Below are 26,806 nucleotides of genomic sequence, written 5' to 3' on the forward strand. Positions count from 1 at the left end.
CTCACTCGTACGAGTGAGACATCCGCAGAACGCCGCGCGGCGGCCCGGAATGCGCATGACCCTCGTACGCATGGGGACCACTGTGCTCAGCCTGCGGATAGACGGGCAACTGCTCGACCGGCTCCGGGACCACGCGGCGAAAAGGGGAATGAGCGTCCAGGACTACGTCATCGGGACGCTCATGAGGGACGACTTCGACCAGCGGTTCCAGACCGCCGTCGAGGAGACCGAGAAGTTCTACGGGGTCACGTGAGGCCCAGCGCCGGCATCAGGTAGTAGAAGCCGAAGACCGCCGCCACCACGTACATCGGGACCGGGACGTCCCGTCCGCGCCCCACGGCGAGGCGCAGGACGACGAAGGTGATGAAGCCCATGCCGATGCCGTTGGTGATCGAGTAGGTGAACGGCATCATCACCATCGTCACGAAGGCCGGGACAGCGATCGTGTAGTCGGCCCAGTCGATCTCGCGGACCGAGTTGGCCAGGATCAGGAAGCCGACCGCGAGCAGCGCGGGGGTCGCCGCCTGGGAGGGCACCATCGTGGCGACCGGCGTCAGGAACAGCGCGAGACCGAAGAGGGCTCCGGTGACCACGTTGGCGAAGCCGGTGCGCGCGCCCTCCCCCACACCGGCCGTGGACTCCACGAAGCAGGTGGTGGCCGAGGAGGAGCTGGCGCCGCCGGCGGCGACCGCGATGCCGTCGACGAACAGGACCTTGTTGATGCCGGGCATCTGTCCGTCCGCGTCGGTCAGCTTGGCCTCGTCGCCGACGCCCATGATCGTGCCCATGGCGTCGAAGAAGCACGAGAGCAGCACGGTGAAGACGAAGAGGACGCCGGTCAGCATCCCGACCTTGCCGAAGCCGCCGAAGAGGCTGACCTGACCGAGCAGCCCGAAGTCGGGGCTGGCGACGGGGTTGCCCGGCCACTTCGGGGTGGTGAGGCCCCAGGAGCCGGCGGGCAGCTTGGCGACCGCCTCGATGATCACGGCGAGCAGGGTCATGGCGACGATCGAGATCAGGATCGCGCCCGGCACCTTCCGCACGATGAGCGCCAGCGTCAGCAGCGCGCCGAGCACGAAGACGAGGACGGGCCACCCGTCGAGGTGACCGGTCGCGCCCAGCTGGAGCGGCACGGTGGTCCTGGCGACGTCCGGGATGCGGGTGACGAAGCCGGAGTCCACGAGCCCGATCAGCATGATGAACAGGCCGATACCGATGGAGATGCCCTTGCGCAGCCCGAGCGGCACGGCGTTCATGACCCGCTCCCGCAGCCCCGTCGCCACCAGCAGCATGACCACGAAACCGGCCAGGACGACCATGCCCATCGCGTCCGGCCACGACATGCGCGGCGCGAGCTGGAGCGCGACGACGGTGTTCACGCCGAGGCCCGCCGCCAGCGCGATCGGCACGTTGCCGATGACGCCCATCAGCAGCGTGGCGAACGCGGCGGTGATCGCGGTCGCGGTGACCAGCTGGCCGTAGTCCAGCTGGTGCCCGTACATGTCCTTCGCGCTGCTCAGGATGATCGGGTTCAGCACGATGATGTACGCCATCGCGAAGAACGTGGCGAAACCACCGCGGACCTCACGCGACAGCGTGCTGCCGCGCTCCGAGATCCTGAAGTAGCGGTCGAGAGTGCCCTGCGGGGACATACGGAACCTCAATCCCCAACAGGTTCCCCCGTCTGTTGGAGTTTTCTACGAACAGAAGTGGCCAATCAGAAACCGTTTCAGTATGAACATATGATGCGCCAAACTCCATCTCCGCGCGTAGACCCTTGTGGCGTCCGGGCCCGGAGAGCACGCTCCCGGTGTGCTCGTAAGCTGTGCCCATGGCGAAGTGGACCCCCAAGCACGAGGCGCCGGAGCCCCTGGAGGGCCCCGTGGTGCCGACCATCATCGGCGGCACCCTCCTGTGGTTCGTCCTCTTCGTCGCCCAGCTCCCGTTCTACGGCTGGTACGAGGAGCACGGCCACACCTGGTGGGTGTGGACCTGCCTCGCGGGCGCCGGCCTCGGTCTGATCGGCATCTGGTACGTCAGGAGGCGGGACACCGCGATCAAGAGGGACGCGGCCCTCCAGGCCGAGGCGGACGCGCGGGCCTCCGCCGGTGCCGCCGCGGAGGGCACGACGGTCGAGCCCTCGAAGCCGGTGGAGTCGTAGGCCCCCCTGAGGTCTCACGGGCCGGTACGAACTCGGATACAGCCCCGCCCCGTCTCTCCTCCGCTGGTCGGACTTCGGCGCACTCGGCGGGTGAACTCCCCGGTCCGCACGTACCGTCGGAGGCATGACGCACATCGACGCGGGCGCCGACCTCGATCCTGTGCACCCCACCGCCACCCCCGCCGCGGGGCGGGCGCGCGGTCTGACCGCCGCCGAGGTGGCCGGGCGAGTGGCCCGCGGCGAGGTGAACGACGTCCCCGTGCGGAGCAGCCGCTCCCTGGTGGAGATCGTCCGCGCGAACGTCTTCACCCGGTTCAACGCCATCATCGGCGTCCTCTGGCTGATCATGCTGTTCGTCGCGCCGATCCAGGACAGCCTGTTCGGCTTCGTGATCCTCGCCAACACCGGCATCGGCATCGTCCAGGAGTGGCGGGCGAAGAAGACGCTGGACTCGCTCGCGGTGATCGGCGAGGCGAGGCCGACGGTGCGCCGGGACGGGGTCGCGACGGTGGTCGGCACCTCCGAGATCGTCCTCGGGGACCTGATCGAGATCGGCCCCGGCGACAAGATCGTCGTGGACGGCGCCTGCGTCGAGACCGACGGCCTGGAGATCGACGAGTCGCTGCTCACCGGCGAGGCCGACCCCGTCGTCAAACACCCCGGCGACCCCGTCATGTCCGGCAGCTTCGTGGTCGCGGGCGGCGGGGCGTTCACCGCGACGAAGGTGGGCCGGGAGGCGTACGCGGCGCAGCTGGCGGAGGAGGCGAGCCGCTTCACCCTCGTCCACTCGGAGCTGCGCTCCGGTATCTCCACGATCCTCAAGTACGTGACGTGGATGATGATCCCGACCGCGATCGGCCTGGTGATCAGCCAGCTGGTCGTGAAGGAGAACGCCTTCAAGGACTCCGTCGCCCGCACGGTCGGCGGCATCATCCCGATGGTCCCCGAGGGACTGGTCCTCCTCACCTCCGTCGCCTTCGCGATCGGGGTGATCCGCCTCGGCCGCAAGCAGTGCCTGGTGCAGGAGCTGCCGGCCATCGAGGGCCTGGCCCGCGTCGACACCGTGTGCCTGGACAAGACGGGCACCCTCACCGAGGGCGGCATGGACGTCGCCGGGCTCCACCCGCTGAACGGCAGCGACGAGGCGTACGTCCGGAAGGTGCTCGGCGCGCTCGGCGAGTCGGACCCCCGCCCGAACGCGTCCCTGAAGGCCGTCATCGACGCCTACCCCGCCGGCGAGGACTGGCGCTGCACCGAGGCACTGCCCTTCTCCTCCGCCCGCAAGTACAGCGGCGCGCGCTTCAGCGAGGGCGACGGCCAGTCCAGCGCCTGGCTGCTCGGCGCGCCCGACGTCCTCCTCCCCGACGACGACCCGGCACTCACCGAGACCGAACGGCTGAACGAGGAAGGGCTGCGGGTCCTGCTGCTGGCGCGGGTGACCCGTGACCTCGACGACCCGGAGGTGGCGCGGGACGCCTGCCCCACCGCCCTCGTCGTCCTCGAACAGCGGCTGCGCCCCGACGCCGCCGACACCCTGCGCTACTTCGACGAGCAGAACGTCCGGGCGAAGGTCATCTCCGGGGACAACGCGGTGTCGGTCGGCGCGGTGGCCGGGAAGCTGGGCCTGACCGGCGAGGTCGTCGACGCGCGCCACCTGCCCGCCGAGCGGGACGCGATGGGCGAGGCGCTGGACGGGGCCACCGTCTTCGGCCGGGTCACCCCTCAGCAGAAGCGCGACATGGTGGGCGCCCTCCAGTCCCGCGGCCACACGGTCGCGATGACCGGCGACGGGGTGAACGACGTGCTGGCCCTCAAGGACGCCGACATCGGGGTGTCGATGGGGTCCGGCTCGGAGGCGACGCGGGCGGTGGCCCAGATCGTGCTGCTCGACAACAGCTTCGCCACGCTGCCGTCGGTGGTGGCGGAGGGCCGCCGGGTGATCGGCAACATCACGCGGGTCGCGACGCTGTTCCTGGTGAAGACGGTGTACTCGGTGCTGCTGGCCGTCCTGGTGGTGTGCTGGCAGGTGGAGTACCCCTTCCTGCCCCGCCACCTCACCCTGCTGTCCACCCTGACGATCGGTGTCCCGGCCTTCTTCCTGGCCCTCGCCCCCAACAAGGAGCGCGCGAAACCCCACTTCGTCCGCCGCGTCATGCGCTACGCCATCCCCGGCGGCGTGCTGGCGGCGCTGGCCACCTTCGCCACGTACCTCATCGCCCGCCACTCCTACACGGGCGAGGGCGCGCTGGAGGCGGAGACCAGCGCGGCGACGCTGACCCTCTTCCTGATCTCCCTGTGGGTGCTGGCGATCATCGCCCGCCCGTACACCTGGTGGCGCCTGGGCCTGGTGGCGGCGATGGGCGGCGCCTTCCTCCTGGTCCTCGTCGTGCCCTGGCTCCAGCACTTCTTCGCACTGCGCCTGGTGGGGACGACGATGCCGTGGACGGCGGTCGCGATCGCGGCGGGTTCGGCGGCGGCCCTGGAGTACCTGTGGCGCTGGGTGGACCGCCGCTTCCCCGCGTAGGGGGCTACTTCACGTCGACGTGGTCCCCGGTCGCGTTGACCGGGACGGTGATGGTCGTCCCCGCGAAGGCGATGCGCCAGTAGCCGTCGTAGGTGGCGGTGCCGGTGGGGTCCTGTCCGTGGAACGCGATGGCGTCGGCGCTGGCCTTCCAGGTGCCCGCCTCCGGGCGGTGACGTTCACGTCGGACCCGTGCGTCAGCGTTCAACCGACCTTATGGGTCGGGTCGGCCCTGCTCCCCGCCGAATGTGGCCCCGGCATACGACGCTCATGACCTTGGATACGGAACCTTAATTGCCCCCTAGGAAACTCGGGCGGTATGGCTCGCGCGCGCTCCTTCTGCTTGACCCACCATCGTGAACTGGCCACGAAAAAGTCCCATTCCGAACGTCTCCTCCACCAGAACCTCAGAATCACCTCAAGTGTCTTGTCGGTTCACGGACAACACCGAAGGATCTCACCTGTGGGTGGGGCACCTCCAACAGCCCACAAACGCGACCATTGGGGACAGGGGATACATATGAATCGACGTAGCCTTTCCAGAGCTGTGGCCGCTCTCGGCTCGGCTGTGATCATCGCTGGACTGACACAGACCGCGAACGCGGCCAGCGCCGACACCAAGCCGACCCGCACCCCCGAAACAGCCACCCCGGTCGACTACATCGCCTATCTCGCCCATCAGAGCGCCAACGGCGCAGCGGGCGCAGGGGAGGCGTTGCAAGCCTTCCGCGGCCTGTCGTCCGCCGCCAAGGAAACCTACCTCGACCACCTCAACAACCCAGCGGCGCTCGAAGCGTTGCTGCAGGCAGTAGGCGAAGCAGAGCCAGATCCAGACCCTGAGACCGCTTCTGCCCCCGTCTCCGCCACCGCTGCAGTTGGCGAGACCAAGACCGTGGCCACCACCACTGCGTCGAAGACGCTGGCTGATGGGGACATCGTCATTGAGACAACGCAGGAGGCCACCTTCACGCCGGATCCCGACGACATTCCCGGTCCGACGCAGCCTTCAGGGAAACTGCGCAGGGGGACGTGGGAGTCGACCTACCGGGTCACTCAGCGAATCTTCGGCGTACCCGTCACCCGACTGTCCGTCTGGGTGAACTACTACACCAACGGGAACAAGATTACGAGGGTGAATCACGCCGACGGAGGCAAACGAAACTTCAACGCAGCCGTGGCCATCACCAAGAGTCTGCCGAAGGCTTGGAAGTCCGGCTCCTACGCCAACGGCTCAGTCGGGTGGGAGGGAAGCATTGTCTTCAAGGACTTCGGCATCACCATCGACAAGCGCCAGAAGGTCTACGCCAACGAGTACGGCTTCCGCGGCGGATACCTGAAGAACATCTGACCCGAAGGGGACCGCATGACCTCGACCGGAAAGACGGTCATCATCGTCCTGTCAGCGATCCTCGCCGCTCTCGTCGCTCTCGCCATTGCGGGGTTCGCCTTCTACGCCTCGAGCGACGGTGAATCAAGTGGCAGTGATCGTCGCGTCGGTAGCGCGCACTCTGTGACCGCGACCTGGGAAGAGACGGGTTCATGAGGATGACAGGCATGTCGACGCGCGAGAAGGCAATCGTCGGCTTTCTGGCCTCGACGATCTTTTTGATCATCTACGGAATGGCCCAGAACATCACGTGGTGAGCTCGCGACAAGGCCCCCGGAGGAGGACTCACGACACTGTCGACCATTGCCATGGTCGACGTACCCGGCGAAAGTGCCGGCAGCGTCGCGGTCTCCGCTCCGGGGGGCCTCCACCGCTGAGACTGCAGCGGTGACAGTTCCTACTTCACGTCGATGCCGTCACCAGCGGAGGTCGCGGCCGCAGTGCCGGAGCTGCCCGCGAACACGAAGCGGTACGCGCCGTCGGCGGTCGCCTTGACCGTGGTCTTGAGCGCACCCGTGGAGGACGACTTCACCGTCTTGACGTCCGTGTACGCGGAGGCGCCCTGCTTCTTGAACTGGAGCTTCACCGGCTGGCCGCCGTAGCCCGGGAACGTCTCGGCGTTCCAGTTGGCGCGGGTCAGCTTGCTGGTGACCGTGATCGTCGCGCCCTTCTTGACGGGCTCGGGGGAGGCGTTCGCCCCCTGGAGCTTCGTCTGACGCTGGATCTTGAAGGTCTTGGCGGGGTCCGCCTTGGCGAAGTCGGAGTCCTTCGCGACGGCGAGCGCCCAGACCTTCCAGGTGCCGGCCACGGAGTTGATCAGGTTCTTCTGGGTCTCGACGGTGAAGTTCGCCTTGCAGCTCGCCGTCGTGGCGTTGACCTTGGTGCAGGTTGCCAGGCTGTCGTCGTTGCCGTTGGCCACGGCGCCGCTGTCGGCGGAGTCGAGCGTCGCCCCGTGGTACAGGACGACGGTGACCTGCTTGAGGTTGATGCCCGAGTCGTCCGTGGCGGTGAAGGTGACCGGGACGGTCTTCTTGCCGGAGCCCACGACGACGGCCTTGCCGCCGTTGACGACGACGTTGGAGATCTTCGTGTCGCCGGCGGTCGGAACGGCCTGTGCGGCCGGGGCGACGAAGGCGGTCAGGGCCAGGGCGCCGGTGACGACGCCCAGAGTGGCACGCTTGTGCAATGTATTCCCCACGTGGAAGGGACCTCGCGGCAGGTCGTCATCGCGCGAGATCCGTCTGTTGGTCCGAGAGCCCGAGGGCTTCGGGTGGCTCCGGGGGTTCAGGGGACCCCCGGGGCTCACGAGAAGCCGGTCGGCTCGGATGATCAGATCCACGAGTGTGGCGAATGGTTGTGCGATACGCGAACGAGTTTTGGAGATGTCGCGCACGTCACATCCATCCCCCCAGCCCCAGGGGCATCACGGCATGAGCACCGGGACGGACCGGAACGGGCCCGTCCGGCTGACCCGGCCCGGTCAGTCGAACCAGCGGTCGCGGGCCAGCTCCTCCGTCCTGGACGGGTCCTCCAGCAGCGCCGCGACCTCGAAGCGGCGCGGCCACTGACCCGCCGCCCAGGCCAGCCCGGCCGCGACGCCCTCCAGGGTCGCGGCATGCAGGACACCGTCCCTGGTCCGGCGCCAGTCGAGTTCGACCCCGTCGACGACGAGTTCCTCGTGCTCGACATAGGTCGCGGGGGTGGCCGGCCCGAGCAGGACGCGCACCGAGTCGGGCACGTCGTGCTCCGTGCCCTCGGAGTCCACCTCGCCCGTCACCGACTCGCTGAGCCGCCGCACCTGGAACAGTTCGGCCAACTCGGCGGCGCGGGACGGCCGTACGGGCAGCAGGGGCACGCCGGAGGTGAAGGGCAGCAGGTCGGGCGAGTCGACCACGACCGCGTCGGCGGCGTCCACGACCCTGACCTCGCCGTCCACCACGGCCCGCAACTCGTCGGGCAGGGTGACCTGTTCGGGGTCCAGGTCGGCCAAGGCGCCGTACAGGCCGTGGAGTTGCGTCGCCGTCACCTGCCGCTCCGGATCGGCCAGGCGGTCCAGCAGTTCGGCGGCGCCGCCCGGCTCGTCGAGGAGCGCGGCGACCGACGTGCGCACGCCCAGCGCCCGCAGGACCTGCTCGTCGTCGAAGCCGGTGGCGTCGGCCTCGTCGTACAGGCCCCGCAGCAGCGGGTCGCCGCCGGACGCGAGGAGACCGGCGGGGCGGCGGCCGTCGAGGACGGGGTGGCCGCGCAGCCACCAGGCCGTGTAGGGGCGGACGACCTCGTGGGTGCCGTCGGGCAGCAGGATCCGCACCGGCTGCACCAGTGCGTCCCGCAGCGGGGGCCGGGCGAGCAGGGCGAGCGCCTCGGGCCAGTGGTCCTCGTCGACGAGGTCCAGGTCGCGCACGGCGACGATCTCGGTGGCGACCGGCGGGACGGGGCTGTCCGGGAACCGGTCGAGGACGTCCTCGCACCACACGTCGACGGCGTCGAGCAGCCCGGCGTCGTCGGGTTCGGCGAAGTCCCCGTCGCGGGGCTCCAGTTCGTCGGGGTCGAGGACGACGTCGGTGGCGCGGACGAGGGCGAAGTCGGCGAGGACTCCGCACGCGGCCAGCGGCTGCTCGCCCCAGCGCTCGGCCAGTTCGGCGTCCACGAAGGCCAGTTCGTCCTCGCGCATGATCCGGGCGAACGGGCTTCCGGGCAGGACGAGTTCACCGGCGGGCGACAGCTCGCCGTCCTCGTCGGGCAGGGCGAGGGCGCCCAGCCAGGGCTCGTCGCCCGGGTCGAGGGCCGCGTCGCGGACGAGGGTGAGGACCAGCTCCGCGAGCTCGTCGGCGTCCGGGCGGCCGTCCTCGTCGTCCCACGCCAGGCCCTCGTCGTCCAGCGAGGCGGCCACGGCGGCCCGCACCTGCGGGGTGGTGAGCACGGCGCGCGGGGTCGCGGGCAGGGCGCCCAGCTTCTCCAGGAGCGGGTGCGCGGCGTCCGGGTGGGCGACCTTCAGACCGAGCCGGGCGAGGGTCTCCGGGGCCGTCTGCGCGCCGTCCGGGGTGGGCAGCAGCACCTGGCGCGGCCCGATCGTCGTACGGCCGTCCGCGAGCGGCACGGGGAGCCCCGAGAGCCGGTCCGGGTCGACGCCGGCGAGGCTGTCGTAGAGCCGCCGCCACCAGTCGGGCGCCTTCTCCAGGCCGGCGAGCCGGTCGATGGTGTCGCCCAGTGGCAGGCGGGCGACACCGAGCGTGCGCAGCTCCGCGCGCCGTTCGAGCCCCGCGGGCAGCAGACAGGGCAGGACCTCGGCGAGGACCCGCACGGTCTTCGCGCCGGCGCCCTCGACGACCTCGGCGTCCCGCGGCCGGAGCGCCTCGGGCAGGTCGTCGTCGTCCGCGGGCGGCAGCGCGCGCGGCAGGAACGCCGTGCGCGGCAGCCGCTCCAGGATCGCCTGGCGCAGCGCCCCGTCCAGCTCGCCCTTGCCGAGCGGGCCGGGCACGAGATCGATGATCTGCTGCGTCACCGGCTGCCAGGCGGCGAGGAGTTCGGCGTACGCGTCGGCCGCGCGCCGGACGAGGAAGTCGGTCAGCGGGCCGGGCGCGGCGTGCCGCCGGGTCGTGTCCAGCGGGAACGACGCGATGAGCAACGCGGGCACACCGAGGGCCTCGTCGCTGGGCGTCGGGGCGTGCACCACAGGGCTGGTGCGGGGGCGGACCGGCGCGCCGTCGGGCCCCGTCGGGACCGCCCACGTGACGGACCAGTGGGGCCGCAGCCGCTCCTCCACGGGCCGGTCGGCGAGCAGCGCCGCCTCGACCGCGCCGTGCTCGGCCACCGTGCGCCAGCGCGTGACCCCGTCCCGCGAGTCCTCGATGACGACGTACGCCCCCTCCTCGCGCCGTCGCACGGTGCGCGCGGGAGCGTCACCGTTCTCGATGACGACCTCCTCCAGGCCGGGCAGGGCGAGGAGCAGGGCGTCGTCGACGGCGTTCAGCAGCCGCTCGGCGAGATCCCCGGCGGCGGCGTCGCGCAGCGGCAGGATGACGACGGTGTCGTACGTCTCCGGCGCGGACCCCTCGGCCGCGAACGGCAGCCGCAGCAGCGGTACGTGCCCTTCCCGGCGGCGGATCTCGTCGCCGAGCCCGGGGCTGTGCCGGGCCGTCTCGGCGGCGAGCAGCCGGGCCTCGGCCAGCGACCAGCGGATGCCGCCGTGCCGGCCGACGACGGCGGGCTCGTCGGTGACGGCGAGGACGGCGGCGAACCCGACGCCGAACCGGCCGACCGCCTGGTCGTGGCCCTCCCGCTTCGCGGACGCGCGCAGCGTGGACAGCGACTCGACGCCGGCCGCGTCGAGGGGGGCGCCGGTGTTGGCGGCGACGAGGACGCCATCGCGGAGGGTGAGCCGCAGCCGGCCCGGCACCTTGGCCCTGGCCGCCGCGTCGGCGGCGTTCTGCGCCAGCTCCACGACGAGCCGGTCCCGGTACCCGCCGAGGGCGAGGTCCTCCTCGGCGTTGGCGTCCTCACGGAACCTCGCCGGGCTGGTCGCCCAGGCGTCCAGCACTCCGCGCCGCAGCCGCGCCGTCCCGAACGGATCCGCGCCCTCGGCCGCCGGCCGCACGAACTTGCTCACGGTTCACCTTCCATGTCGCCGGTGAGCACGAACGTACCGCGTCGCTGCGCTCGCTCGCGCCGGGGCGCCTCGGGGGAGGGGGTGCGCGGTTCGTCGGCGGGTGCGGGTGCGCGGGGGCCGTTCGCGCAGTTCCCCGCGCCCCTGAGAAGCGACCGGGGCTGCGCCCCGTGCTTTTCAACGGCGACGCCTGCTGAAGGACGGGGCGCAGGCCCGCACCTTCAGGGACGCGGGGAACTGCGCGAGCGACCACGACGCACCCGCACCCGCACCCGCACCCGCCGACGAACCACGCACCCCCGAGCCATCAGACGGCCCTCGCACCACAGCCCTGATCAGGAGTGACCGAGATCCGCCTCGGCCTCGGTGTCCTCCGCGCCCACCGGCACCGACCCGGAGTCCGGCGACGGCCGCAGCGGGAAGGGGTCGACCCTGGTCTCGTCGAGCCGCGGCGGAGCCGGCTGCGGCGGCTTCGGCATGATCGCCGCCTCGGAGTGCCCCCCGCACCCGTACGTCAGCGACACGACCCGTCCGTCCGCCGGCGCGAACTCGTTCGCGCACACCCCGAAGGCCTGCCCGAGCGACCCTCCGATCGGTACGAGGAACCCGCAGCTGACGCAGGACGCGGGCGCGGCCTGGGCCATCGCGGTCTTCGCCCCGAACCCTTCCTCCCAGCGGTCCGCGGCCGTGTGCAGTCCGTACCGGGAGAGCACGCGGGCCCGCCGCAGGCCCAGTTCCTCGGCGACCGCGGCGATGGATCCGCGGCTCGGCGCGATCGGCAGGTTCGCCGGGACACCGCCCGCGACCTCCGCGTCCTCCGCCTCCACCAGCTCGGCCATGTCCTCGGAGACCGGGGAGTTCGGCGGCGGCTCGTCCTCGCCGGTGAAGCCGGGCTCCAGCCGCAGGTCCTCCGCGTCGGTGGGCAGCAGATCACCGGGACCCATGTCGCCGGGCCGGAGCCGCTCGCTCCACGGCACCCACTCCGGCGCGAGCAGCGCGTCGGGGCCGGGCAGCAGGACGACCTCGTCCAGGGTGACGATCTTCGCGCGGGAGGCGCGGGCGACGGTGACGGCCCAGCGCCAGCCGCGGTAGCCCATCTCCTTGCACTCGAAGAAGTGCGTGACAACACGGTCGCCCTCGGACACGAGCCCCGCGTGCTCCCCCACCACACCGGGCGCGGCCGCCTCCTCGGCGGCGGCGCGGGCGAGGTCGACGGCCTCGGCGCACAAGCGGTCGGGGGTGCGGCTTCGCGTTGTCGCTGCGCTCACAGGTATCGCTTCTCTCCTACGCCGTCTCACGAGTGCGCCTCCCTCGGCGGGGGGTGCGGACGGAGCGGACCAGGGGGCCGCGTCGACGTCCGCGCCCGATCGCACTCGGGCGCACCTATGTCACCCATTCTGCGGGATGAACGTCAGGCGCGCGGCCGAGAACAACCGCCGCGGGCGCGCTATGCACGCTACCTTCTCCAGCGCCCGGCGCCCACACCGACGTTACGGTTCCGCCGCGCCGGGCTTGGACCGGGACCGGTTTCCGGGGGCGGATCAGGTGGCCCGGCGTTGGCGTGAACCGAGCACGCGCGGGCAGGTGAGGGCGGGTCGCGCGGTTCCCCGGGCCACCGGGCGTCCGCCACCGCGTTCGCCGCCATCCGAGCGGTAACCGCACTACGGCCCCCCTTCTCGGGGCACTATGACGAGGTGACCGGCGCCGAGCGGAGCGGAACCCGCGGCGGTTCAGGTCGACTGACCGGAGCCGTCCGCTCGCTGACCCGCGCCCTGCAGCGCCCGGTGACGGCTCCGGCCCGCGGCATCCGCAAGGCCACCCACGCGCACGGCGCCGGCGAGTCCGGCCTCGGCAAACTCATCGAACTGCACGGGGTGAACGGCGCGGGCGACGTGATGATCACCGTCTCCCTCGCCTCCACCGTCTTCTTCTCCGTCCCCACCGACGAGGCCCGCGGCCGGGTCGCCCTCTACCTCGCCGTCACCCTCGCCCCCTTCGCCCTCCTCGCCCCCGTGATCGGCCCCCTCCTGGACCGTCTCCCGCACGGCCGGCGCGCCGCGATGGCGGGCGCGATGCTGGCGCGGGCGTTCCTCGCGCTCGTCCTGGTCGGCGCCGTGGAGACGGGCGGCATCGAGCTGTACCCGGCCGCGCTCGGCGTCCTCGTCGCGTCGAAGGCGTACGGCGTGGTCCGGAGCGCGGTCGTCCCCCGCCTCCTCCCACCCTCGTTCTCGCTGGTCAAGGCGAACTCTCGGGTCACCCTCTCCGGTCTCCTCGCCACCGGTGTCGCCGCGCCGATCGGGGCCGGGCTCCAGGCGCTGGGCCCGCGCTTCCCGCTGTACGGGGCGTGCGTGATCTTCATCGCGGGGACGTTCCTGTCGTTCACGCTGCCGCCCAAGGTCGACTCCGCGAAGGGCGAGGACATCGCGCTGCTCGCCGCGGACCCGGAGCATCTGCACGGACCGCACCGCGCGAAGACGCTGAAGCGCCCGAACCTGCGGACGGTGGGCCCGGCCGTCACGCACGCCCTCGCCGCGAACGCGTCGCTGCGCTGCCTGTCCGGCTTCCTGATCTTCTTCCTGGCGTTCCTGCTGCGGGTGCACCCGCTCCCCGGGCAGAGCGCGGCCGTCTCCCTCGGCATGGTGGCCGTCGCGGCGGGTACGGGCAACGCGCTCGGCACCGCCGTGGGCGCCTGGCTGAGGTCACGGGCGCCGGAGCTGATCATCGTGACCGTGGTGGCGGTGGAACTGGTCGTCGCGGTGCTGGCGGTGGTGTTCTTCGGCGCGTTCTTCATCGCCTGCCTGGCCGCGTTCGCCGGTCTGTCGCAGGCCCTGTCGAAGCTGGCCCTGGACGCGCTGATCCAGCGGGACGTCCCCGAGGCCGTCCGGACCTCCGCGTTCGCCCGCTCCGAGACGCTGCTGCAGATGTCGTGGGTGGTGGGGGGCGGCATCGGTATCGCCCTGCCCCTGGTCGGCACGCTCGGCATGGCCGTGGCCGCCGGGATCGTCGCCGTGGGCTGGCTGACCACGGTCCGCGGCCTGCTCTCCTGCGCCCGGCACGGTGGCACGTCCCGGACGAAGGTGGCGTGAGCGGGCGGAACGCGGGCCCCGCGACGCCGTCCGCCCCGGCACGCCGTACCCCACGTAGGGGCACCCCTGGACATGCCAGATAGCCTTCGCCCATGACCTCCCAGCGTTCCCGTCGCGCCGCAGCCACTCTCGGCGCTGTTTCCGCCGGACTCCTCGTGCTGTCTGCCTGCGACAAGCCGACGCCGATGGCCACCGTCACGTTCGGCACCGAGTCGGTCAGCACCGAGGCCGAGTGCTACGAGACCCTCAGCGCCGAGCAGGCCGCGAAGTGCGCCAGGGAGAAGCCGTCGAAGTCGATCGACGTGCCCCAGGGCGAGACCCTGCGCATCGGTGTCGACCCGGAGATCGCGGAGACCGGCTGGGCCCTGTGGATCAACGGGGAGCCCGCCACCGACACGTTCAAGAAGACGTACTGGGCCTTCCAGAACGCCGACCTGTTCGCCACGCAGCCCGGCCAGACCGCGCAGAAGTCGCTGACGGTCAGCGTCGTCGAGCAGAAGAAGGGCTCCACGGAGTACAAGGGCGTCTGGAACTTCACGTTCAAGAACCCGGACGCCTGATCCGCGTACGCCGTCCATGCGCATCCTCGTAGCCACCGCCGTCCCCGCAGAGCGGGACGCGGTGGCACGCGCGTTTCCTGGCCCGTCCACCGAGGTGTGCCTCCCGGCGGGGTCCCTGTACCGCCATGTCGCCGCCGGGTCCGTGTACGACCTCCTCGCCGCCGGTGTGGGGCCCGCGCTCGCCGCCGCCTCCACCTCCGCCGCGCTGACCGCCGGGGTGCTGGGCGGGGCGCCGTACGACCTGGTGGTGTCGGCGGGGATCGCGGGCGGTTTCCAGCCGGGGGCCCCGCTCGGGTCGCTGGTGCTGGCCGAGGCGATCACGGCGGCGGACCTGGGCGCCGAGACCCCGGCCGGTTTCGTCCCGGTCACCGACCTCGGGTTCGGCACCGTCACCCATCACCCGCCGAGGGCGCTGGTGGACCTGGTCGCCGCGGCGACCGGGGCCCGCACCGGCACGGTGCTGACCGTCTCCACGGTCACCGGCAGCGCCGAGCGCGCCGCGGAGCTGCGCACCCGGCACCCGGACGCGCTGGCGGAGGCGATGGAGGGCTTCGGGGTCGCCGAGGCGGCCGCCGCGCACACCACCCCCGTACTGGAACTGCGTGCCGTGTCCAACCCCGTCGGCCCCCGAGACCGTGCGGCCTGGCGGATCGGCGACGCGCTGACCGCCCTCACCGGGGCCTTCGGGAAGCTGACGCCCGCACTGGAGAGTTGGAACCCACATGAGCCGGATGAGCCACAGCAACAGCACGGGCGGCACGAGCGCTGAGCGGGCGGCCGACACCGTGCGGATCGCCTACTCCCCCTGCCCCAACGACACGTTCGTCTTCGACGCGTGGGCGCACGGCCGGATCCCCGGCGCCCCCGCGCTGGACGTGACGTTCGCGGACATCGACATCACCAACGGCATGGCCGAGCGCGGCGGCGACCTGGACGTCATGAAGGTGTCGTACGCGGTCCTGCCGTACGTCCTCGACGACTACGTGCTGCTGCCGTGCGGCGGCGCGCTGGGCCGGGGCTGCGGGCCGCTGGTGCTGACGCGGGAGCCGGGCACCGGGGGCACCTCCCACGCTTTCGGCAGTGGGGGACTGACGGGGCGCACGGTGGCCGTGCCGAGCGAGCGGTCGACGGCGTACCTGCTGTTCCGTCTCTGGGCGGCGGACACGCTGCCCGGCGGGGTCGGCGAGATCGTCGTGATGCCGTTCCACGAGATCATGCCCGCCGTGCGGGACGGGGAGGTCGACGCGGGACTCGTCATCCACGAGGCCCGGTTCACGTACCGGAACTACGGGCTGCACCAGCTCGCCGACATGGGCGAGCACTGGGAGTCGACGACGGGTCTGCCGATTCCCCTCGGCGCGATCATCGCGAAGCGCTCGCTGGGCGAGGAGACGCTGCGCGGACTCGCGGACACCATCCGGGCGTCCGTCCGCGCCGCCTGGGACGACCCCGAGGCGTCCCGCCCGTACGTCCTCGCGCACGCGCAGGAGATGGACCCCGCCGTCGCCGACCAGCACATCGGTCTGTACGTCAACGAGTTCACGGCGGACCTGGGCGAGGCCGGCTACGCGGCGATCCGCGGTCTGCTCACCCGCGCGGCGGCCGAGGGACTGGTACCGCCCCTCGGCCCGCACGCGCTCGACTTCCCCTGACCGCCCCGCGCCCGAGACCGCGGGCGGGGGCCACGGCCGGGGGCTACACGTCCAACTGGTCGGCCACCGCCCGCAGCAGGCCGGCGATCTTCTTGCCGGCCGTGCGCTCGGGGTAGCGGCCCCGCTCCAGCATCGGCGTGATGTTCTCCAGAAGCGTCGTCAGGTCCTGCACGATCGAGGCCAGTTCGTCCGGCTTCTTGCGCTGGGCGGCGGCGACCGAGGGGGCCGGCTCCAGGATCGTCACGGAGAGCGCCTGGTCGCCGCGCTGACCGGCGACGACGCCGAACTCGACGCGCTGGCCCGGCTTCAGGCTGTCCACACCGGTCGGCAGTACGGAGGAGTGGACGAAGACGTCACCGCCGTCGTCACGGGAGAGAAAGCCGAAGCCCTTCTCGCTGTTGAACCATTTGACCTTGCCAGTCGGCAAAGCACACACTCCCTCGATCGCTCCCGGACTGGCCGGACACCGTTGATCTGCCGTTGCGACAGCCTACCGGGGGTTTCTCCAGCCGGACACGCCTTAAAACGAGACTGCGCTCCTACCAGTGAAGGCAGAGGCCGAAAGTGGTGCAGGAAGCGTGAGGGGATACCCAATGTGCCGGTGGAGCGTGGCGCGGAGGACTCCAAAAGCCCTGGCAGCGTCCGGACCAGCGCGGGTGCGCTCCACGATCGTGTCTCACTCAAGCTCAGCAAAGGCAACCATCGAGTGAAGAAGAATTTCCCCTCTCCCTTCGGGGAGTAGTCACCGGCGAGAGTGCCGGTGACGATGCGGAGCGCGATTCCACGCGCGTGCGAGAGGGGGTCTCCCTCAGAGATCTTCGAGCAACCGGCCGCAGTCGGAGCGTCATTCTGAAGATGTGCTGATTTCGCTGTCTGACCTGGTCTTCTCGCCGGGTGGCGGAAGGGTGGCGGGACCGCGGTCGTGCGCGGGCGGTCTCACGGAGACCGCCCCTCGATCGTGTGATCCGGCACCAGCGACCCGCACCGGCTCCCTGACGGCGACCTGAAGGTGCGCGTGGGCGAGGTCGCAGGCGATCTCGTCGGTCCTGCTGGAGCTGAGCCGACGTCAGTCGTTCAGCAGACGGGCGAGGTCGACGCGGGAGCGGGCTCGCAACTGCGTGAACACGTTCCGCAGGTGGTATTCGACCGTGCGGGTGCTGATCGCCAGTTCGCAAGCGATCTCGCGGTTGGTCGCTCCCTGCGCGACCTTCCGGGCGATGCGCAACTGCTGTGGCGTGAGGAGGCCGATCAGGCCGGGCTGCGGGGTGTCGCCCGTCGCCTCTCCTGCCGCGCGGAGTTCGTCGCGGGCGCGTTTCGCCCAGGCGGAGGCACCGCACCCCTCGAATCCCACGGCCGCGTCCCGCAAGGGCGATCTGGCTTCCACGTGCCGCCGCCGGCGGCGCAGCCACATACCGAAGGCGAGCAGGGTGCGGGCATGCTCGAAGGGACCGTCCGCCGTCTGGTGCAGGTCGAGGGCCTCCAGGAAGAGCGCCTCGCTCCGGTCCTCACGCCCGACCAGTGCCCGGCAGCGGCGGAGCACCGCGGGCGCCTGAGGATCCGCGCCCATGGCGGCCCACGCACCGTACAAGTCGACCAGATCGTCCACGCAACCGTTGCGTTCAGCGAGCACGGTCGCCTCGACGTGGCAGGGCACCGCCAGCACCCACAGGCCGAAGTGGCCCCGGCGGGGGCCGGGCCGCACGAGGAGCGAGAGCCGGGCGGCCGCGAGCTCGGGGTGACCGTGGACGAGGTCGGCCCGGGCCTGCGCCCACTCGGCGAGCGTACGGACCTGGGACAGGCCGTGCGCGTGCGCGATGTCGAGCGCGGCTCGCGCGTGCGCGGCCACCGTGGCGAGGTCGCCGGAGATGGAGGAGACCATGGCGAGGATGGCCGAGAGGTTCGCGGTGAGGTTGCGCATGCCGGGCGCGGCCCCCGCCGCGAGTCCGGTCTCGGCGTGGGCGCGGGCCTGGTGGTGGCGCCCCGCCCGCAGCTCAGCGTAGGCAAGGTGTTCCAGTGCGCTCGTCGTGAGAGCCCCTTCTCCGGCCGATCGCGCCGCCGCCAGGGCGAGGCCGAGGACATGGCGGGCCCTGGGAATGTCGCCGAGGAGCAGCGCGGCGCTCCCGGCGTTGAGCAGGTCCTCGGTGGCGTGACGTGCCGAGAACAGCTCCAGCGCCGGACCGAGCAAGGCGTTCGCGCGTCTGAAGTCACCTGTCATGACACAGCGCAGACCCGCGCAGTAGGCGCCCCAGGGAGACGTCACGGACTCCCGCGACCCGGGAGCGGACTCCCCGGCATCCGCGCCGGAGCCGCCGGCACCGTCCAGGGCACGCAGGTACAGCTCGTGTTCACCCGCCGACCAGGCGGCGGAGGCCGCGCTCAACCGGGCCGCGACGGCGAGTTCGGGGTCCTGCCGCTCCAAGCCGTCCGCCGACAGCAGAAGGGAGTGGTAGGCGTCCATGACCGGCCCGTCACGGAGGAGCCGCCGGCCCCGCTCGAACTCCTCCCGGGCTCGCTGCACCGCCCGGCCGTCCCTGGACGGTGATTCTGTCCCATCACCCGCAACAACCATGCGCACCGTCACTCTCTGTGATGCCTCCGTGGAGGAGTCACCTTTTACTACGGAAGTGACCACAAAGGTGTTCGGAATGCACCCGGCGGTTCTCGCCGCCGCTCTCTCCGCCAAGAGGCTCGTGGGACTGGTGATTTCACGGATGCTCGGAGAGCAAGGGCTTCCTACCTTCGTGCTGTGTCCCTCCCCACGGCTCCCGACCGCGGACGCGGGGCACCCGAACCGACGCACGTGGAAGAGGTACCGCATGCCCGTCTCCAAGTTCTGGCGCCGTACGTCGATCGCCGCCGCCGTGACCGCCGGCGCCGCCGCTCTGGTACTGCCGTCCGACGCCTCCGCCGCCCCCTGTTCGGATGTCGAGGTGGTCTTCGCCCGGGGGACGGGCGAACGCCCCGGCCTCGGCATCGTGGGAGCACCGCTGGTCGAGGACATCAAGCGCAGGCTTCCCGGGAAGACGGTCGGGTCCCACGCGGTCGACTACGCCGCCAACGCCTCGCAGACCAGCGCCGGACCGGGCGCGACGGCCATGACGAACCACGTGACGTCCGTCGCCGCCAACTGCGCCGACACCGTCTTCGTGCTCGGCGGCTACTCGCAGGGCGCCAGCGTCACCGACATCGCCATCGGCATCCCCACGAACCTGGGCAGGGGCCGGACCATCCCCACCGCCCTGGCACCCCGGATCAAGGCCGTCGTCGTCTACGGCAACCCGTTGCGCCTGGGGCGCCAGACCATCAACAGCGCGAGCAGCCTCTACGGACCGAAGGCCAAGGAGTTCTGCAACACGGGCGACCCGGTGTGCGCCAACGGGTTCAACTTCGCCGCCCACCTCGCCTACACCCGCAACGGCAGCGTGCAGCAGGGCGGACAGTTCGCGGCGGACCGGATCAACAGGGCCTGACGACGACCGGCCGGGTCGGACGCACGGCCTGCTCGGCGGCCGTGCGTCCGGCCCGGCCGCCGAGAGGCGCGGGACGGTGGCGGGCGCGAGCGCGGCGAGCAGGCCGACGCCGTGCACGCCGTGACCGGGCACGGCCTGCGCCCGGCGCGAGCCGATGCAGTGAAGCGCCTCGACGGGCCGGTCAGCCGGCCACCGGGCGGCATGGTCGGGGTCGAAACGGCCAAAAAGCCGCCGGGCGACGCGATCTGTGCGGAGGCGGTGGCGGCGACGGTGGTGGACGGGCCGGTCCCGACCCGGACGCCGAGCCGGGCCGGGAGATCGTCCGCACCCCCGGCACCTCCCCCGGGCGACGGGCGACCGCGCCGTGGACGATGGTGGAGTCGCCGGCGACGAGCGGGGGACAACCCGTCGCCGGACCGTTCCCTCGCGCGGGGAACTACCCTGGTCCGGTGCGTGACAGAACCCAAACGAACTCCGCCGAACCCGGTGACCGGCTGATCCGTGTCGGTGCCGTCGTGTTCTTCGCCGGCGCCGTGGCCACCCTGGTCACCGTCGCCCCGCTGTTCCTCGGCACGACTCCGTTTCCCACCTACATGTTCGGTTTGAGCATGCTCATGGGTGTCGGTTTCCTCATCGCCGGCGCGGGTGTCCTGCAGTCCGTCGCGGCGGGCCGCCGGAAGGCACGGTCGCAGGCGGGCTGACAGTCGGCGGCGGGCCGACGGTCAGCGGCGGGTGTGGGCGGCCAGCCACTCGGGGAAGGCCGTCAGGTCCGCGAGGACGACGTCCGCGCCCGCCTCGCGCAGCTCCCGCTCGTCGCACGGGCCGGTGGTCACGGCGACGGAGTACGCGCCGGCGGCGCGGGCGCCGCGGACGTCCCCGACGTGGTCGCCGACATAGACGCCCGCGCCGTGCTCGCGCAGCGCCCCCGCCTTGGCCTCCGCCCACAGGTCGCCGATGACGGCGTCGGGTTCCATGCCGAGGTGCGCGATGTGCAGCTCGGCGTTCGGCTCGTACTTCGCGGTGACGACGACGGCCCGCCCGCCGGCCGCCCGCACCGCGGCGATCGCCTCCCGCGCGCCCGGCATCGCGGGCGTCGCCTCGATCCCGATGGCCGCGTACATCTCCCGGTAGAGCGCCGCGACGGCGGGAACTTCCTCCGCGGGGAACCAGTTGGCCAGCTCCTCCACGAGCGGCGGCCCCAGCCGCGTGATCGCCAGGTCGGCGTCGATGTACGTCCCGGTCCGCGCCGCGAGGGCCTGGTAGCAGGCGTGGATGCCGGGGCGCGAGTCGATCAGGGTCATGTCGAGGTCGAAGCCGACGGTGAGGGAAGCCATGTGCCCATTGTGAAGGGGTGGGGGTGCGTCGTCGGGCCCGGGTGAGGAGGGGCTGACCGCACGGGTCCCCGCGCCGGAACCGCACACCACCCGCACCGGCGGCGCGCCCCCGGGCTACCGGGCGCCGCGGGGCCGTTGCGAGCGCCAGAGGAGGTACAGCGCCGAGGAGACCGCCGCGATGCGCAGCACCCACGGCCAGGTGTCCGCGAGCGCCACGTTCATCTCGCCGCGGGCGATGGGGTCCCCCCACCTGCCGTCGCTGCGCCCCCACAGCCACACGATGCCCCCGGCGGCCACCACGCCCGGCACGCCCAGCACCGCCCACTTGGACTCCGCGGGCGTCAACTTCCGTGACAGGTAGGCGATCAGCCAGCCGAGGCCCAGCGGCACCAGGCTCCCCATGACCGCTCCCGCGACCAGCAGCGCGGCGGCCAGCAGCAGCAGCGGGTTGCTCCATCCGCCGCCGGCCGGCCGCAGCCGGGGCAGTCGGGGCCGCCACCGGCCCGCCGGGGCGTCCCCGGCCGCCGGGTCCGCGCCCGCGCCGCCCGCCGCCTTCTCCACCGCGGGCTTCGCGGCGGCGTCCGCCGGCTTCCCGTCGTCCATCGCGGGCGGCGGCTTCAGCAGCTCGGGGATCTCCACGCCGCCGACGAACCCCGGCACCGCGTCCCCGATCCCGAACCCGATGTCCACACCGCCGGGGCCTCCGCCGCCGCCCACGCGCCACCAGTCGGGCTGCGCGTCGCCGCCGCCGAGTTCGTGCAGCGGGGCGAGGTGCGGCGGGGCGGCGCCGTCCGGGGAGGTCCGGGGTGCCGGTTCGGCGGGACGCGGCCGGGGCACGGCCCTGCGGAAACCGCCGGTGAGCCCCTTGGCGCGCTCGTCCGTACCGTCGCCGGTCAACCGCTGCACGGGCACGGCGGCCCGCTCCTGCGGCGTGTCGCCGGGGCCGCCCGCCGCGGTGACGATGTCGTCGGGGGTGCCGAGGCGGGCGATGATGCGGCGGACGGCGGCCGGGCTGTCCACCGGCGCCTTGGCCCGGCGCCGGTCGATCTCGTCCCGCAGCTCCGACACCAGACGCATCCGGGTCGCGGACGGCAACTGTCGTTGCTGGGCCAGGTCACCGACCCGGCTCAGATACTCGTAGACGACCTTGTCGCTCTCAATCCCCACGAAGCCCCTCCGGGGTCGACGCCTCCGAAGACGGTATCGCTTCCGAGGGAGGCGGCGCCGCGCCCAGGCCAGGGCGTCCGGCCCCTGAGCGGACGCCCCCACCCCCCAGCCGAACCGCCCGTCCCGCTCCGCCGTCAGGCCCCCCGTTCCGCCACCCCCCTCCGCTACCGTTGGCCGGATGAGCACCGAGGAGCACAGCCCCACGCAGCCGGCGCCCCCCGGCGGAGCTGGCACGGCCCCCGGCCAACCCGAACCCGCCGAGCCCGGCGGAGCCCCCCGCTCGCTCGCGGAAGCGCTCCGCGGCCGTGACGACCGTTCGCTCGCCGCGCTGCTCCGGGCCCGCCCGGACCTCATCACCCCCGTACCGACGGACCTGACGCAGCTGGCGACCCGCGCCGGCACCCGCGCCTCGGTGGTCCGCGCCCTGGAACGCCTGGACCGGTTCGCCCTCCAGACCGCCCAGGCCCTGGCCGTGGCCTCGGACCCGGCCCCGTACGACGAACTGCTCGGTCTCATGGCGGGCACGGACGACGAACCCGACCCGGCGGTCACGGCCGCCCTCCCCCACGCGGTCCGCGCGCTGCGCGACCAGGCCCTGGTGTGGGGCCCCGACAGCCGGCTCCGTCTCGTCCGCACGGCACGTGAGCTGCTCGCGCCGTCGCCGCAGCACCCGTCCCCCACCGGTCTGGGCCCGACCGTCGGCGAGGCGACCGCGGGCATGTCGCCGGGCCGGGTGCAGGAGATCGTCACGGCCGTGGGCCTGCCCCGCACGCACGACTCGGTGTCCGCCGTCGCCTCCCTCACCGGACTGTTCACCGACCGGCCCCGCATGGCCGCGCTCCTCGGCACCGCGCCCGCCGAGGCGCTGGACGTCCTGACCCTGCTGGTGTGGGGGCCTCCGTACGGCCAGGTCACCGCGAACCCGGCGCCGCACCTGCGCTGGCTCCTCGACCGCGGCCTGCTGCTGCCCACCGCCCCCGGCACGGTCGTCATCCCCCGCGAGGTCGCCCTGCACCTGCGGTCGGGGCGGGCGCACCGGACGGTCGAGCCGCTGCCGCCGGCCGTGGAGGCGGCGGGCACGCACCGTCCCCAGGTGGTGGACGCGACGGCGGCCGGGCAGGCGTACACGGCGCTCGCGACGGTGGAGGAGCTGCTGAAGGACTGGGACGAGGGCGGCCCGGCGGTGCTGCGGGCCGGCGGCCTGAGCGTCCGCGACCTGAAGCGGACGGCCGTCGCCCTCGACGTACCGGAACCGGTCGCCGCGTTCTGGGTGGAACTGGCGTACGCCGCGGGCCTGCTGGCCTCGGACGGCGAGGCCGACGAGCGGTACGCGGCGACCCCCGCGTACGACGAGTGGCTGGAGCTGCCGCCGGCGGAGCGCTGGGCGCGGCTCGCGTCGGCCTGGCTGGCGGCGACCCGCACGCCGGGCGTGGTCGGCGAGCGGGACGCCAAGGAGCGCACGCTGTCGGCGCTGGGACCAGGGCTGGACCGTTCGGCCGCGCCCGAGGTCCGGCACCGGGTGCTCGCCCTGCTCGCCGGGCTCCCCGAGGGCACCTCGGCCACCCCCGACTCAGTTCTGGCGCGCCTGCGCTGGGAGCGCCCCACCAGAGCCGCGCAGCCCGCGCAGACGGCGCAGACGGCGCACCCGCCGGTCCGGGCCGAGCAGACGGCGCAGGCGGCGAAGCAGGGCCGGGCGCCGCAGGCGCCGGGCGGGCAGCCGGACGACCTGCGCTCCCGGCTGGCGCGCTGGACGCTCTCCGAGGCCGAGTCCCTCGGGATCACCGGGCGGGGCGCGCTGTCGTCCCACGGGCGGGCCCTCCTCGGCCTGCCGCCGGAGGCCGCCGCGACCGCCGACCTGCCGGAGACGCCGGGCGACAAGCTTCCCGCCCATCACGTCCCCACCCAGGCCGCCCCCGTCCCCTCCCCGGACACGGTGGCCGAACGGACCGCGGCGGCGGCCCGTGCCGCCCGGCTCCTCGCGCCGCTGCTGCCCGAGCCGCTCGACCACGTGCTGCTCCAGGCGGATCTGACGGCGGTCGCGCCGGGCCCGCTGCGGCGTCCGCTCGCCGACATGCTGGGGGTGCTGGCGGACGTGGAGTCGAAGGGTGGCGCGACGGTCTACAGGTTCACGCCGGGGTCGGTGCGCCGGGCGCTGGACGCCGGTAGCACCGCCTCCGACCTCCATGACTTCCTGACGGCCCACTCCCGTACGCCGGTGCCGCAGCCGCTCGCGTACCTGATCGACGACGTGGCACGGCGCCACGGGCACCTGCGGATCGGCGCGGCCTCGGCGTACGTGCGGTGCGACGACGACGCGATGCTCAGCGAGATCCTCGCCGACAAGCGGTCGCAGGGGCTCGGGCTGCGCCGCCTCGCGCCGACGGTGCTCGCCGCGCAGGCGGACCCGGCGGCGCTGCTGGAGGGACTGCGCGCGATGGGGTACGCGCCGGCCGCCGAGTCCGCGGAGGGCGACGTCCTGATCACCCGCGCCCTGGCCCACCGCACCCCGGCGCGCACGGCCCCGGAGCCCGTCCCGGACGGTCCGCCGACCCCCGACGACACCCTGCTGGCCGCCGCGATCCGCGCCATCCGCGCCGGTGACCTGGCGTCGACGGCGCCCCGGCGGACGAGCGGCACCCCGGTCCCGTCCGGGACGCTGCCGCGCACCAGTTCCGCCGAGACCCTCGCCACGATGCAGGCCGCCGTCCTCACCGGCGAGGCCCTGTGGATCGGCTACGTCAACGCCGAGGGCTCCGCCAGCCAGCGCGTCATCGCCCCGGTGCGCGTCGAGGGCGGCTTCGTCACGGCGTACGACCACACGGCGGACGAGGTCCGGACGTTCCCGCTGCACCGCATCACGGGTGTCGCGGAGCTGGCGGACGACGCGATCTGACCCGCGTCGGGCCCGGATGACCCCGGGTGGCCGCGGATGCTCCCGGGTGGCCCCGGATGACCCTGAGCGGGCCTGGGGCGCCCGCCCTCCGATGCATGATCAAATCGCCGCCTCGGTGTCACCCGTTCTGGCGTACGCGGACGTTCATGCAGGCCGTCCGCGGCTTTCCCTCCGACGAGGGATCGTGAGGGAGCGCGCGCATCGGGGCGGGGGCCGCCGGGCAGCCACCTGGGGTCCGATCGCGATCGACGTCCCCGCTCGAAAGGTGCACAGGTCCGCATGGGTCCCCTCCCCGTACTGCTCCGCGTCCTCGCCGCAGCCGCCCTGGTCGGTGTGCTCGCCTCGCCCGCCGCGGCCAACCCGCTGCCCCTGCCCCTGCCCGGACTCGGCACGATGGTCGGGGAGGGGCTCACGGTGGAGGGACCGCTCGTCCAGAACGTCAGCCTGCTGAAGTGACTCAGCCCGCCGAGGGGACCCGGCGCAGCCGGTAGCTGTCCCCCTCGATGCGGACGATGTCGGCGTGGTGCGCGAGCCGGTCCACCATGGCCGGGGCGGCCCCGCCGAAGATCTCGTCCCAGCGGCCGAGGGGGCGGTCGCTGGTGACGATCAGGGAGGCCCGCTCGTAGCGGTGGGCGACCAGCTGGAACAGGAGCCGGGCGGTGTCGGGGTCGAAGGGCAGGTAGCCGACCTCGTCGACGATCAGCAGGGGGCAGTCGTCCAGCGCGGACAGTTCCCCGGCGAGCCGGCCCTCGGCCCGTGCCCCGGCCAGCCGCGCGGCCCACTCCGCGGCGGTGGCGAACCGCACCTGGTTCCCCGCCCGGCAGGCCCGGACGCCGAGCCCGATCGCGAGGTGCGTCTTGCCGGTGCCGGGGGCGCCGACGAAGACGACGTTGCGCCGGTCCGCGAGGAAGTCCAGTGTCCCGAGGCGGGCCAGCAACTGCCGGTCGAAGGTGCGCGGGTGGTCCGGGTCGAAGTCCTCCAGCAGCTTGCGCGCGGGGAACCCGGCGTCCCGCACCCGGCTCTCCCCCGCCGGCTCGCTCGCCGTACCGCCCGCCATGTCGCCCGCCTCCTCGGGCGGCACGACGCGGGCGCGGCCCCGTGCGAACGCCGTCCCGTGCCGGCGGGCCTCCCGCTCGCGCGCCGCGCGCTTGTCGTCCGCCGTGGCCTGCGCCGGGATCGGCAGCGGGGCGGGGCGCAGGACCGCGACGGCGGGGAGGGACGGCCCGGTGGCCCCGTGCTCCTGGTCCCACGCCGGGCCGGCCGGGCCGTGGGCGCCACCGGGGTCGGCGGGTCCCCCGGGTGCGGGCGGGACCGGGTCGGCGGGACCGCGCGGGTCGCCGTGCGGGACGCGGTGCGCGCCGTGGCCCTTCTCCTCGCGGAGCATCGGCCCCGACATGTACGCCAGGAGCACCGCCGAGACGATGAACGCCATGTGGATCACCGTGCCCCACAGCAGCGCGTGCTGGGGGGTGTGGTGGACGTCCACGAACATCTGGAGCAGATGGACGGAGGAGATGCCGACGATGGCGGTGGCGAGCTTGACCTTCAGGACGTTGGAGTTGACGTGGGAGAGCCATTCGGGCTGGTCGCGGTGGCCCTGCAGACCGATGCGCGAGACGAAGGTCTCATAGCCGCCCACGATGGTCATGATCAGCAGGTTGGCGATCATGACGACGTCGACCAGCTTGAGCACCGCGAGCATGACGTAGTTCTCGGTGGCGCTGCCGCCGACGCACTTGACGATTAACGTCCACAACTCGTTGAAGAACTTGTAGACGTACACCCCCTGTGCGGCGACGAGACCGAAGTACAGCGGCGCCTGGAGCCAGCGCGTGGCGAACAGGGCATAGCCGAGCGTGGTGCCCTGCGGGGAGACGGACGGGGTGACCGGGTCGGCGGACGTGGATGGCTGCACGGTCCAACATTCTTGGGGAGCCATTGCCTCATATCTGAATTCCCTCCACTCATCGGA

The 26,806-nt window shown here is 72.7% G+C and carries 23 protein-coding genes; 13 read left to right on the forward strand and 10 right to left on the reverse strand.

Features of this window, described 5'->3' with window-relative positions; all coding sequences use genetic code 11:
• Positions 1–70 precede the first annotated feature (70 nt).
• Entirely contained in the window at positions 71–253 is a 183-nt protein-coding gene (locus tag GSY65_RS16600) for a ribbon-helix-helix protein, CopG family (RefSeq protein ID WP_159769174.1), read from the forward strand.
• Here GSY65_RS16600 and GSY65_RS16605 read toward each other — a convergent pair.
• The gene (locus GSY65_RS16605; protein WP_159769177.1) at positions 246–1,652 is read right to left on the reverse strand and encodes an NCS2 family permease; all 1,407 of its coding nucleotides are present in this window, start codon (positions 1,650–1,652) and stop codon (positions 246–248) included. The genes GSY65_RS16600 and GSY65_RS16605 overlap by 8 nt on opposite strands.
• Positions 1,653–1,831: 179 nt before the next feature.
• Between GSY65_RS16605 and GSY65_RS16610 the strand changes: the two genes are divergently transcribed.
• Positions 1,832–2,161 (forward strand): DUF2530 domain-containing protein, encoded by a 330-nt coding sequence (locus GSY65_RS16610; RefSeq protein ID WP_159769180.1) that lies wholly within the window; start codon positions 1,832–1,834, stop codon positions 2,159–2,161.
• A gap of 124 nt (positions 2,162–2,285) precedes the next feature.
• On the forward strand, positions 2,286–4,685 hold the full coding sequence (locus GSY65_RS16615) for an HAD-IC family P-type ATPase (protein ID WP_159769183.1): 2,400 nt from the start codon (positions 2,286–2,288) through the stop codon (positions 4,683–4,685).
• A 4-nt stretch (positions 4,686–4,689) separates the two neighbouring features.
• Here GSY65_RS16615 and GSY65_RS16620 read toward each other — a convergent pair whose 3' ends face one another.
• A complete protein-coding gene (locus tag GSY65_RS16620) occupies positions 4,690–4,890 on the reverse strand; it encodes a hypothetical protein (protein ID WP_159769186.1) in 201 nt (66 codons plus the stop codon).
• A gap of 339 nt (positions 4,891–5,229) precedes the next feature.
• Between GSY65_RS16620 and GSY65_RS16625 the strand changes: the two genes are divergently transcribed.
• Together GSY65_RS16625 and GSY65_RS16630 are read left to right on the forward strand one after the other, a co-directional pair.
• Positions 5,230–6,030 carry a hypothetical protein gene (locus tag GSY65_RS16625; protein ID WP_159769189.1) on the forward strand — a complete coding sequence of 267 codons (801 nt, stop codon included), beginning with the start codon at positions 5,230–5,232 and terminating at the stop codon, positions 6,028–6,030.
• 15 nt (positions 6,031–6,045) lie between these two features.
• Positions 6,046–6,225: a hypothetical protein gene (locus GSY65_RS16630; protein WP_159769192.1), complete on the forward strand. Its 180-nt coding sequence runs from the start codon at positions 6,046–6,048 to the stop codon at positions 6,223–6,225.
• Positions 6,226–6,466: 241 nt separating this feature from the next.
• Here GSY65_RS16630 and GSY65_RS16635 read toward each other — a convergent pair whose 3' ends face one another.
• The 3 genes from GSY65_RS16635 to GSY65_RS16645 all read right to left on the reverse strand — a co-directional run bounded on the left by GSY65_RS16635 (position 6,467) and on the right by GSY65_RS16645 (position 11,940).
• A complete protein-coding gene (locus GSY65_RS16635; protein WP_159769195.1) occupies positions 6,467–7,267 on the reverse strand; it encodes a DUF5707 domain-containing protein in 801 nt (266 codons plus the stop codon).
• Positions 7,268–7,549: 282 nt separating this feature from the next.
• Positions 7,550–10,675 carry a sacsin N-terminal ATP-binding-like domain-containing protein gene (locus tag GSY65_RS16640; RefSeq protein WP_159769198.1) on the reverse strand — a complete coding sequence of 1,042 codons (3,126 nt, stop codon included), beginning with the start codon at positions 10,673–10,675 and terminating at the stop codon, positions 7,550–7,552.
• Positions 10,676–11,007: 332 nt separating this feature from the next.
• Positions 11,008–11,940, reverse strand: coding sequence for a DUF3027 domain-containing protein (locus GSY65_RS16645; RefSeq protein WP_159769201.1), 933 nt, complete (start codon positions 11,938–11,940; stop codon positions 11,008–11,010).
• Between the two features lie 426 nt (positions 11,941–12,366).
• Here GSY65_RS16645 and GSY65_RS16650 point away from each other — a divergent pair, with 426 nt between their 5' ends.
• From GSY65_RS16650 to GSY65_RS16665, 4 genes are all read left to right on the forward strand, one after another.
• A complete protein-coding gene (locus GSY65_RS16650) occupies positions 12,367–13,758 on the forward strand; it encodes an MFS transporter (protein ID WP_159769204.1) in 1,392 nt (463 codons plus the stop codon).
• A gap of 92 nt (positions 13,759–13,850) precedes the next feature.
• Positions 13,851–14,318: a hypothetical protein gene (locus GSY65_RS16655; protein ID WP_159769207.1), complete on the forward strand. Its 468-nt coding sequence runs from the start codon at positions 13,851–13,853 to the stop codon at positions 14,316–14,318.
• A 16-nt stretch (positions 14,319–14,334) separates the two neighbouring features.
• A complete protein-coding gene (locus GSY65_RS16660) occupies positions 14,335–15,087 on the forward strand; it encodes a futalosine hydrolase (protein ID WP_159769210.1) in 753 nt (250 codons plus the stop codon).
• Positions 15,050–15,970: a 1,4-dihydroxy-6-naphthoate synthase gene (locus tag GSY65_RS16665; RefSeq protein WP_201452803.1), complete on the forward strand. Its 921-nt coding sequence runs from the start codon at positions 15,050–15,052 to the stop codon at positions 15,968–15,970. The genes GSY65_RS16660 and GSY65_RS16665 overlap by 38 nt, the downstream gene beginning before the upstream one ends.
• Before the next feature lie 43 nt (positions 15,971–16,013).
• Here GSY65_RS16665 and GSY65_RS34515 read toward each other — a convergent pair whose 3' ends face one another.
• Both GSY65_RS34515 and GSY65_RS16675 read right to left on the reverse strand, forming a co-directional pair.
• Positions 16,014–16,397 (reverse strand): cold-shock protein, encoded by a 384-nt coding sequence (locus GSY65_RS34515; RefSeq protein ID WP_055521981.1) that lies wholly within the window; start codon positions 16,395–16,397, stop codon positions 16,014–16,016.
• 639 nt (positions 16,398–17,036) lie between these two features.
• Positions 17,037–18,488: a helix-turn-helix domain-containing protein gene (locus GSY65_RS16675; RefSeq protein ID WP_236579826.1), complete on the reverse strand. Its 1,452-nt coding sequence runs from the start codon at positions 18,486–18,488 to the stop codon at positions 17,037–17,039.
• Positions 18,489–18,786: 298 nt separating this feature from the next.
• Between GSY65_RS16675 and GSY65_RS16680 the strand changes: the two genes are divergently transcribed.
• On the forward strand, positions 18,787–19,440 hold the full coding sequence (locus GSY65_RS16680; protein ID WP_159769213.1) for a cutinase family protein: 654 nt from the start codon (positions 18,787–18,789) through the stop codon (positions 19,438–19,440).
• A gap of 449 nt (positions 19,441–19,889) precedes the next feature.
• A complete protein-coding gene (locus tag GSY65_RS16685) occupies positions 19,890–20,141 on the forward strand; it encodes a hypothetical protein (protein WP_159769216.1) in 252 nt (83 codons plus the stop codon).
• Between the two features lie 21 nt (positions 20,142–20,162).
• Here the strand turns inward: GSY65_RS16685 and GSY65_RS16690 are convergent, their stop codons facing one another.
• Both GSY65_RS16690 and GSY65_RS16695 read right to left on the reverse strand, forming a co-directional pair.
• Positions 20,163–20,774, reverse strand: coding sequence for an HAD family hydrolase (locus GSY65_RS16690; RefSeq protein WP_159769219.1), 612 nt, complete (start codon positions 20,772–20,774; stop codon positions 20,163–20,165).
• Between the two features lie 114 nt (positions 20,775–20,888).
• The gene (locus GSY65_RS16695; protein ID WP_159769222.1) at positions 20,889–21,941 is read right to left on the reverse strand and encodes a hypothetical protein; all 1,053 of its coding nucleotides are present in this window, start codon (positions 21,939–21,941) and stop codon (positions 20,889–20,891) included.
• 178 nt (positions 21,942–22,119) lie between these two features.
• On the opposite strand from GSY65_RS16695, the gene GSY65_RS16700 reads away from it, so the two are divergent.
• Together GSY65_RS16700 and GSY65_RS33295 are read left to right on the forward strand one after the other, a co-directional pair.
• The gene (locus GSY65_RS16700) at positions 22,120–24,834 is read left to right on the forward strand and encodes a helicase-associated domain-containing protein (protein WP_159769225.1); all 2,715 of its coding nucleotides are present in this window, start codon (positions 22,120–22,122) and stop codon (positions 24,832–24,834) included.
• A gap of 279 nt (positions 24,835–25,113) precedes the next feature.
• Complete coding sequence (locus GSY65_RS33295) at positions 25,114–25,290, forward strand: hypothetical protein (RefSeq protein ID WP_201452561.1); 177 nt, start codon at positions 25,114–25,116, stop codon at positions 25,288–25,290.
• 1 nt (position 25,291) lies between these two features.
• Here the strand turns inward: GSY65_RS33295 and istB are convergent, their stop codons facing one another.
• Positions 25,292–26,749 carry an IS21-like element helper ATPase IstB gene (istB, locus tag GSY65_RS16705; RefSeq protein ID WP_201452562.1) on the reverse strand — a complete coding sequence of 486 codons (1,458 nt, stop codon included), beginning with the start codon at positions 26,747–26,749 and terminating at the stop codon, positions 25,292–25,294.
• Positions 26,750–26,806 lie beyond the last annotated feature (57 nt).

The organism is Streptomyces sp. HM190 (assembly GCF_009857135.1).
Classification (GTDB): domain Bacteria; phylum Actinomycetota; class Actinomycetes; order Streptomycetales; family Streptomycetaceae; genus Streptomyces; species Streptomyces heilongjiangensis.

Excerpts from the sequence above, each read along its gene's own strand:
- GSY65_RS16680 (WP_159769213.1), top strand. The coding sequence starts at position 18,787 with ATGCCCGTCTCCAAGTTCTGGCGCCGTACGTCGATCGCCGCCGCCGTG.
- GSY65_RS16610 (WP_159769180.1), top strand. The coding sequence starts at position 1,832 with ATGGCGAAGTGGACCCCCAAGCACGAGGCGCCGGAGCCCCTGGAGGGC.
- GSY65_RS16660 (WP_159769210.1), top strand. The coding sequence starts at position 14,335 with ATGCGCATCCTCGTAGCCACCGCCGTCCCCGCAGAGCGGGACGCGGTG.
- GSY65_RS16630 (WP_159769192.1), top strand. The coding sequence starts at position 6,046 with ATGACCTCGACCGGAAAGACGGTCATCATCGTCCTGTCAGCGATCCTC.
- GSY65_RS16600 (WP_159769174.1), top strand. The coding sequence starts at position 71 with ATGGGGACCACTGTGCTCAGCCTGCGGATAGACGGGCAACTGCTCGAC.
- GSY65_RS33295 (WP_201452561.1), top strand. The coding sequence starts at position 25,114 with ATGGGTCCCCTCCCCGTACTGCTCCGCGTCCTCGCCGCAGCCGCCCTG.
- GSY65_RS16655 (WP_159769207.1), top strand. The coding sequence starts at position 13,851 with ATGACCTCCCAGCGTTCCCGTCGCGCCGCAGCCACTCTCGGCGCTGTT.
- GSY65_RS16690 (WP_159769219.1), bottom strand. The coding sequence starts at position 20,774 with ATGGCTTCCCTCACCGTCGGCTTCGACCTCGACATGACCCTGATCGAC.
- GSY65_RS16615 (WP_159769183.1), top strand. The coding sequence starts at position 2,286 with ATGACGCACATCGACGCGGGCGCCGACCTCGATCCTGTGCACCCCACC.
- GSY65_RS16605 (WP_159769177.1), bottom strand. The coding sequence starts at position 1,652 with ATGTCCCCGCAGGGCACTCTCGACCGCTACTTCAGGATCTCGGAGCGC.
- GSY65_RS16700 (WP_159769225.1), top strand. The coding sequence starts at position 22,120 with ATGAGCACCGAGGAGCACAGCCCCACGCAGCCGGCGCCCCCCGGCGGA.
- GSY65_RS16665 (WP_201452803.1), top strand. The coding sequence starts at position 15,050 with ATGAGCCACAGCAACAGCACGGGCGGCACGAGCGCTGAGCGGGCGGCC.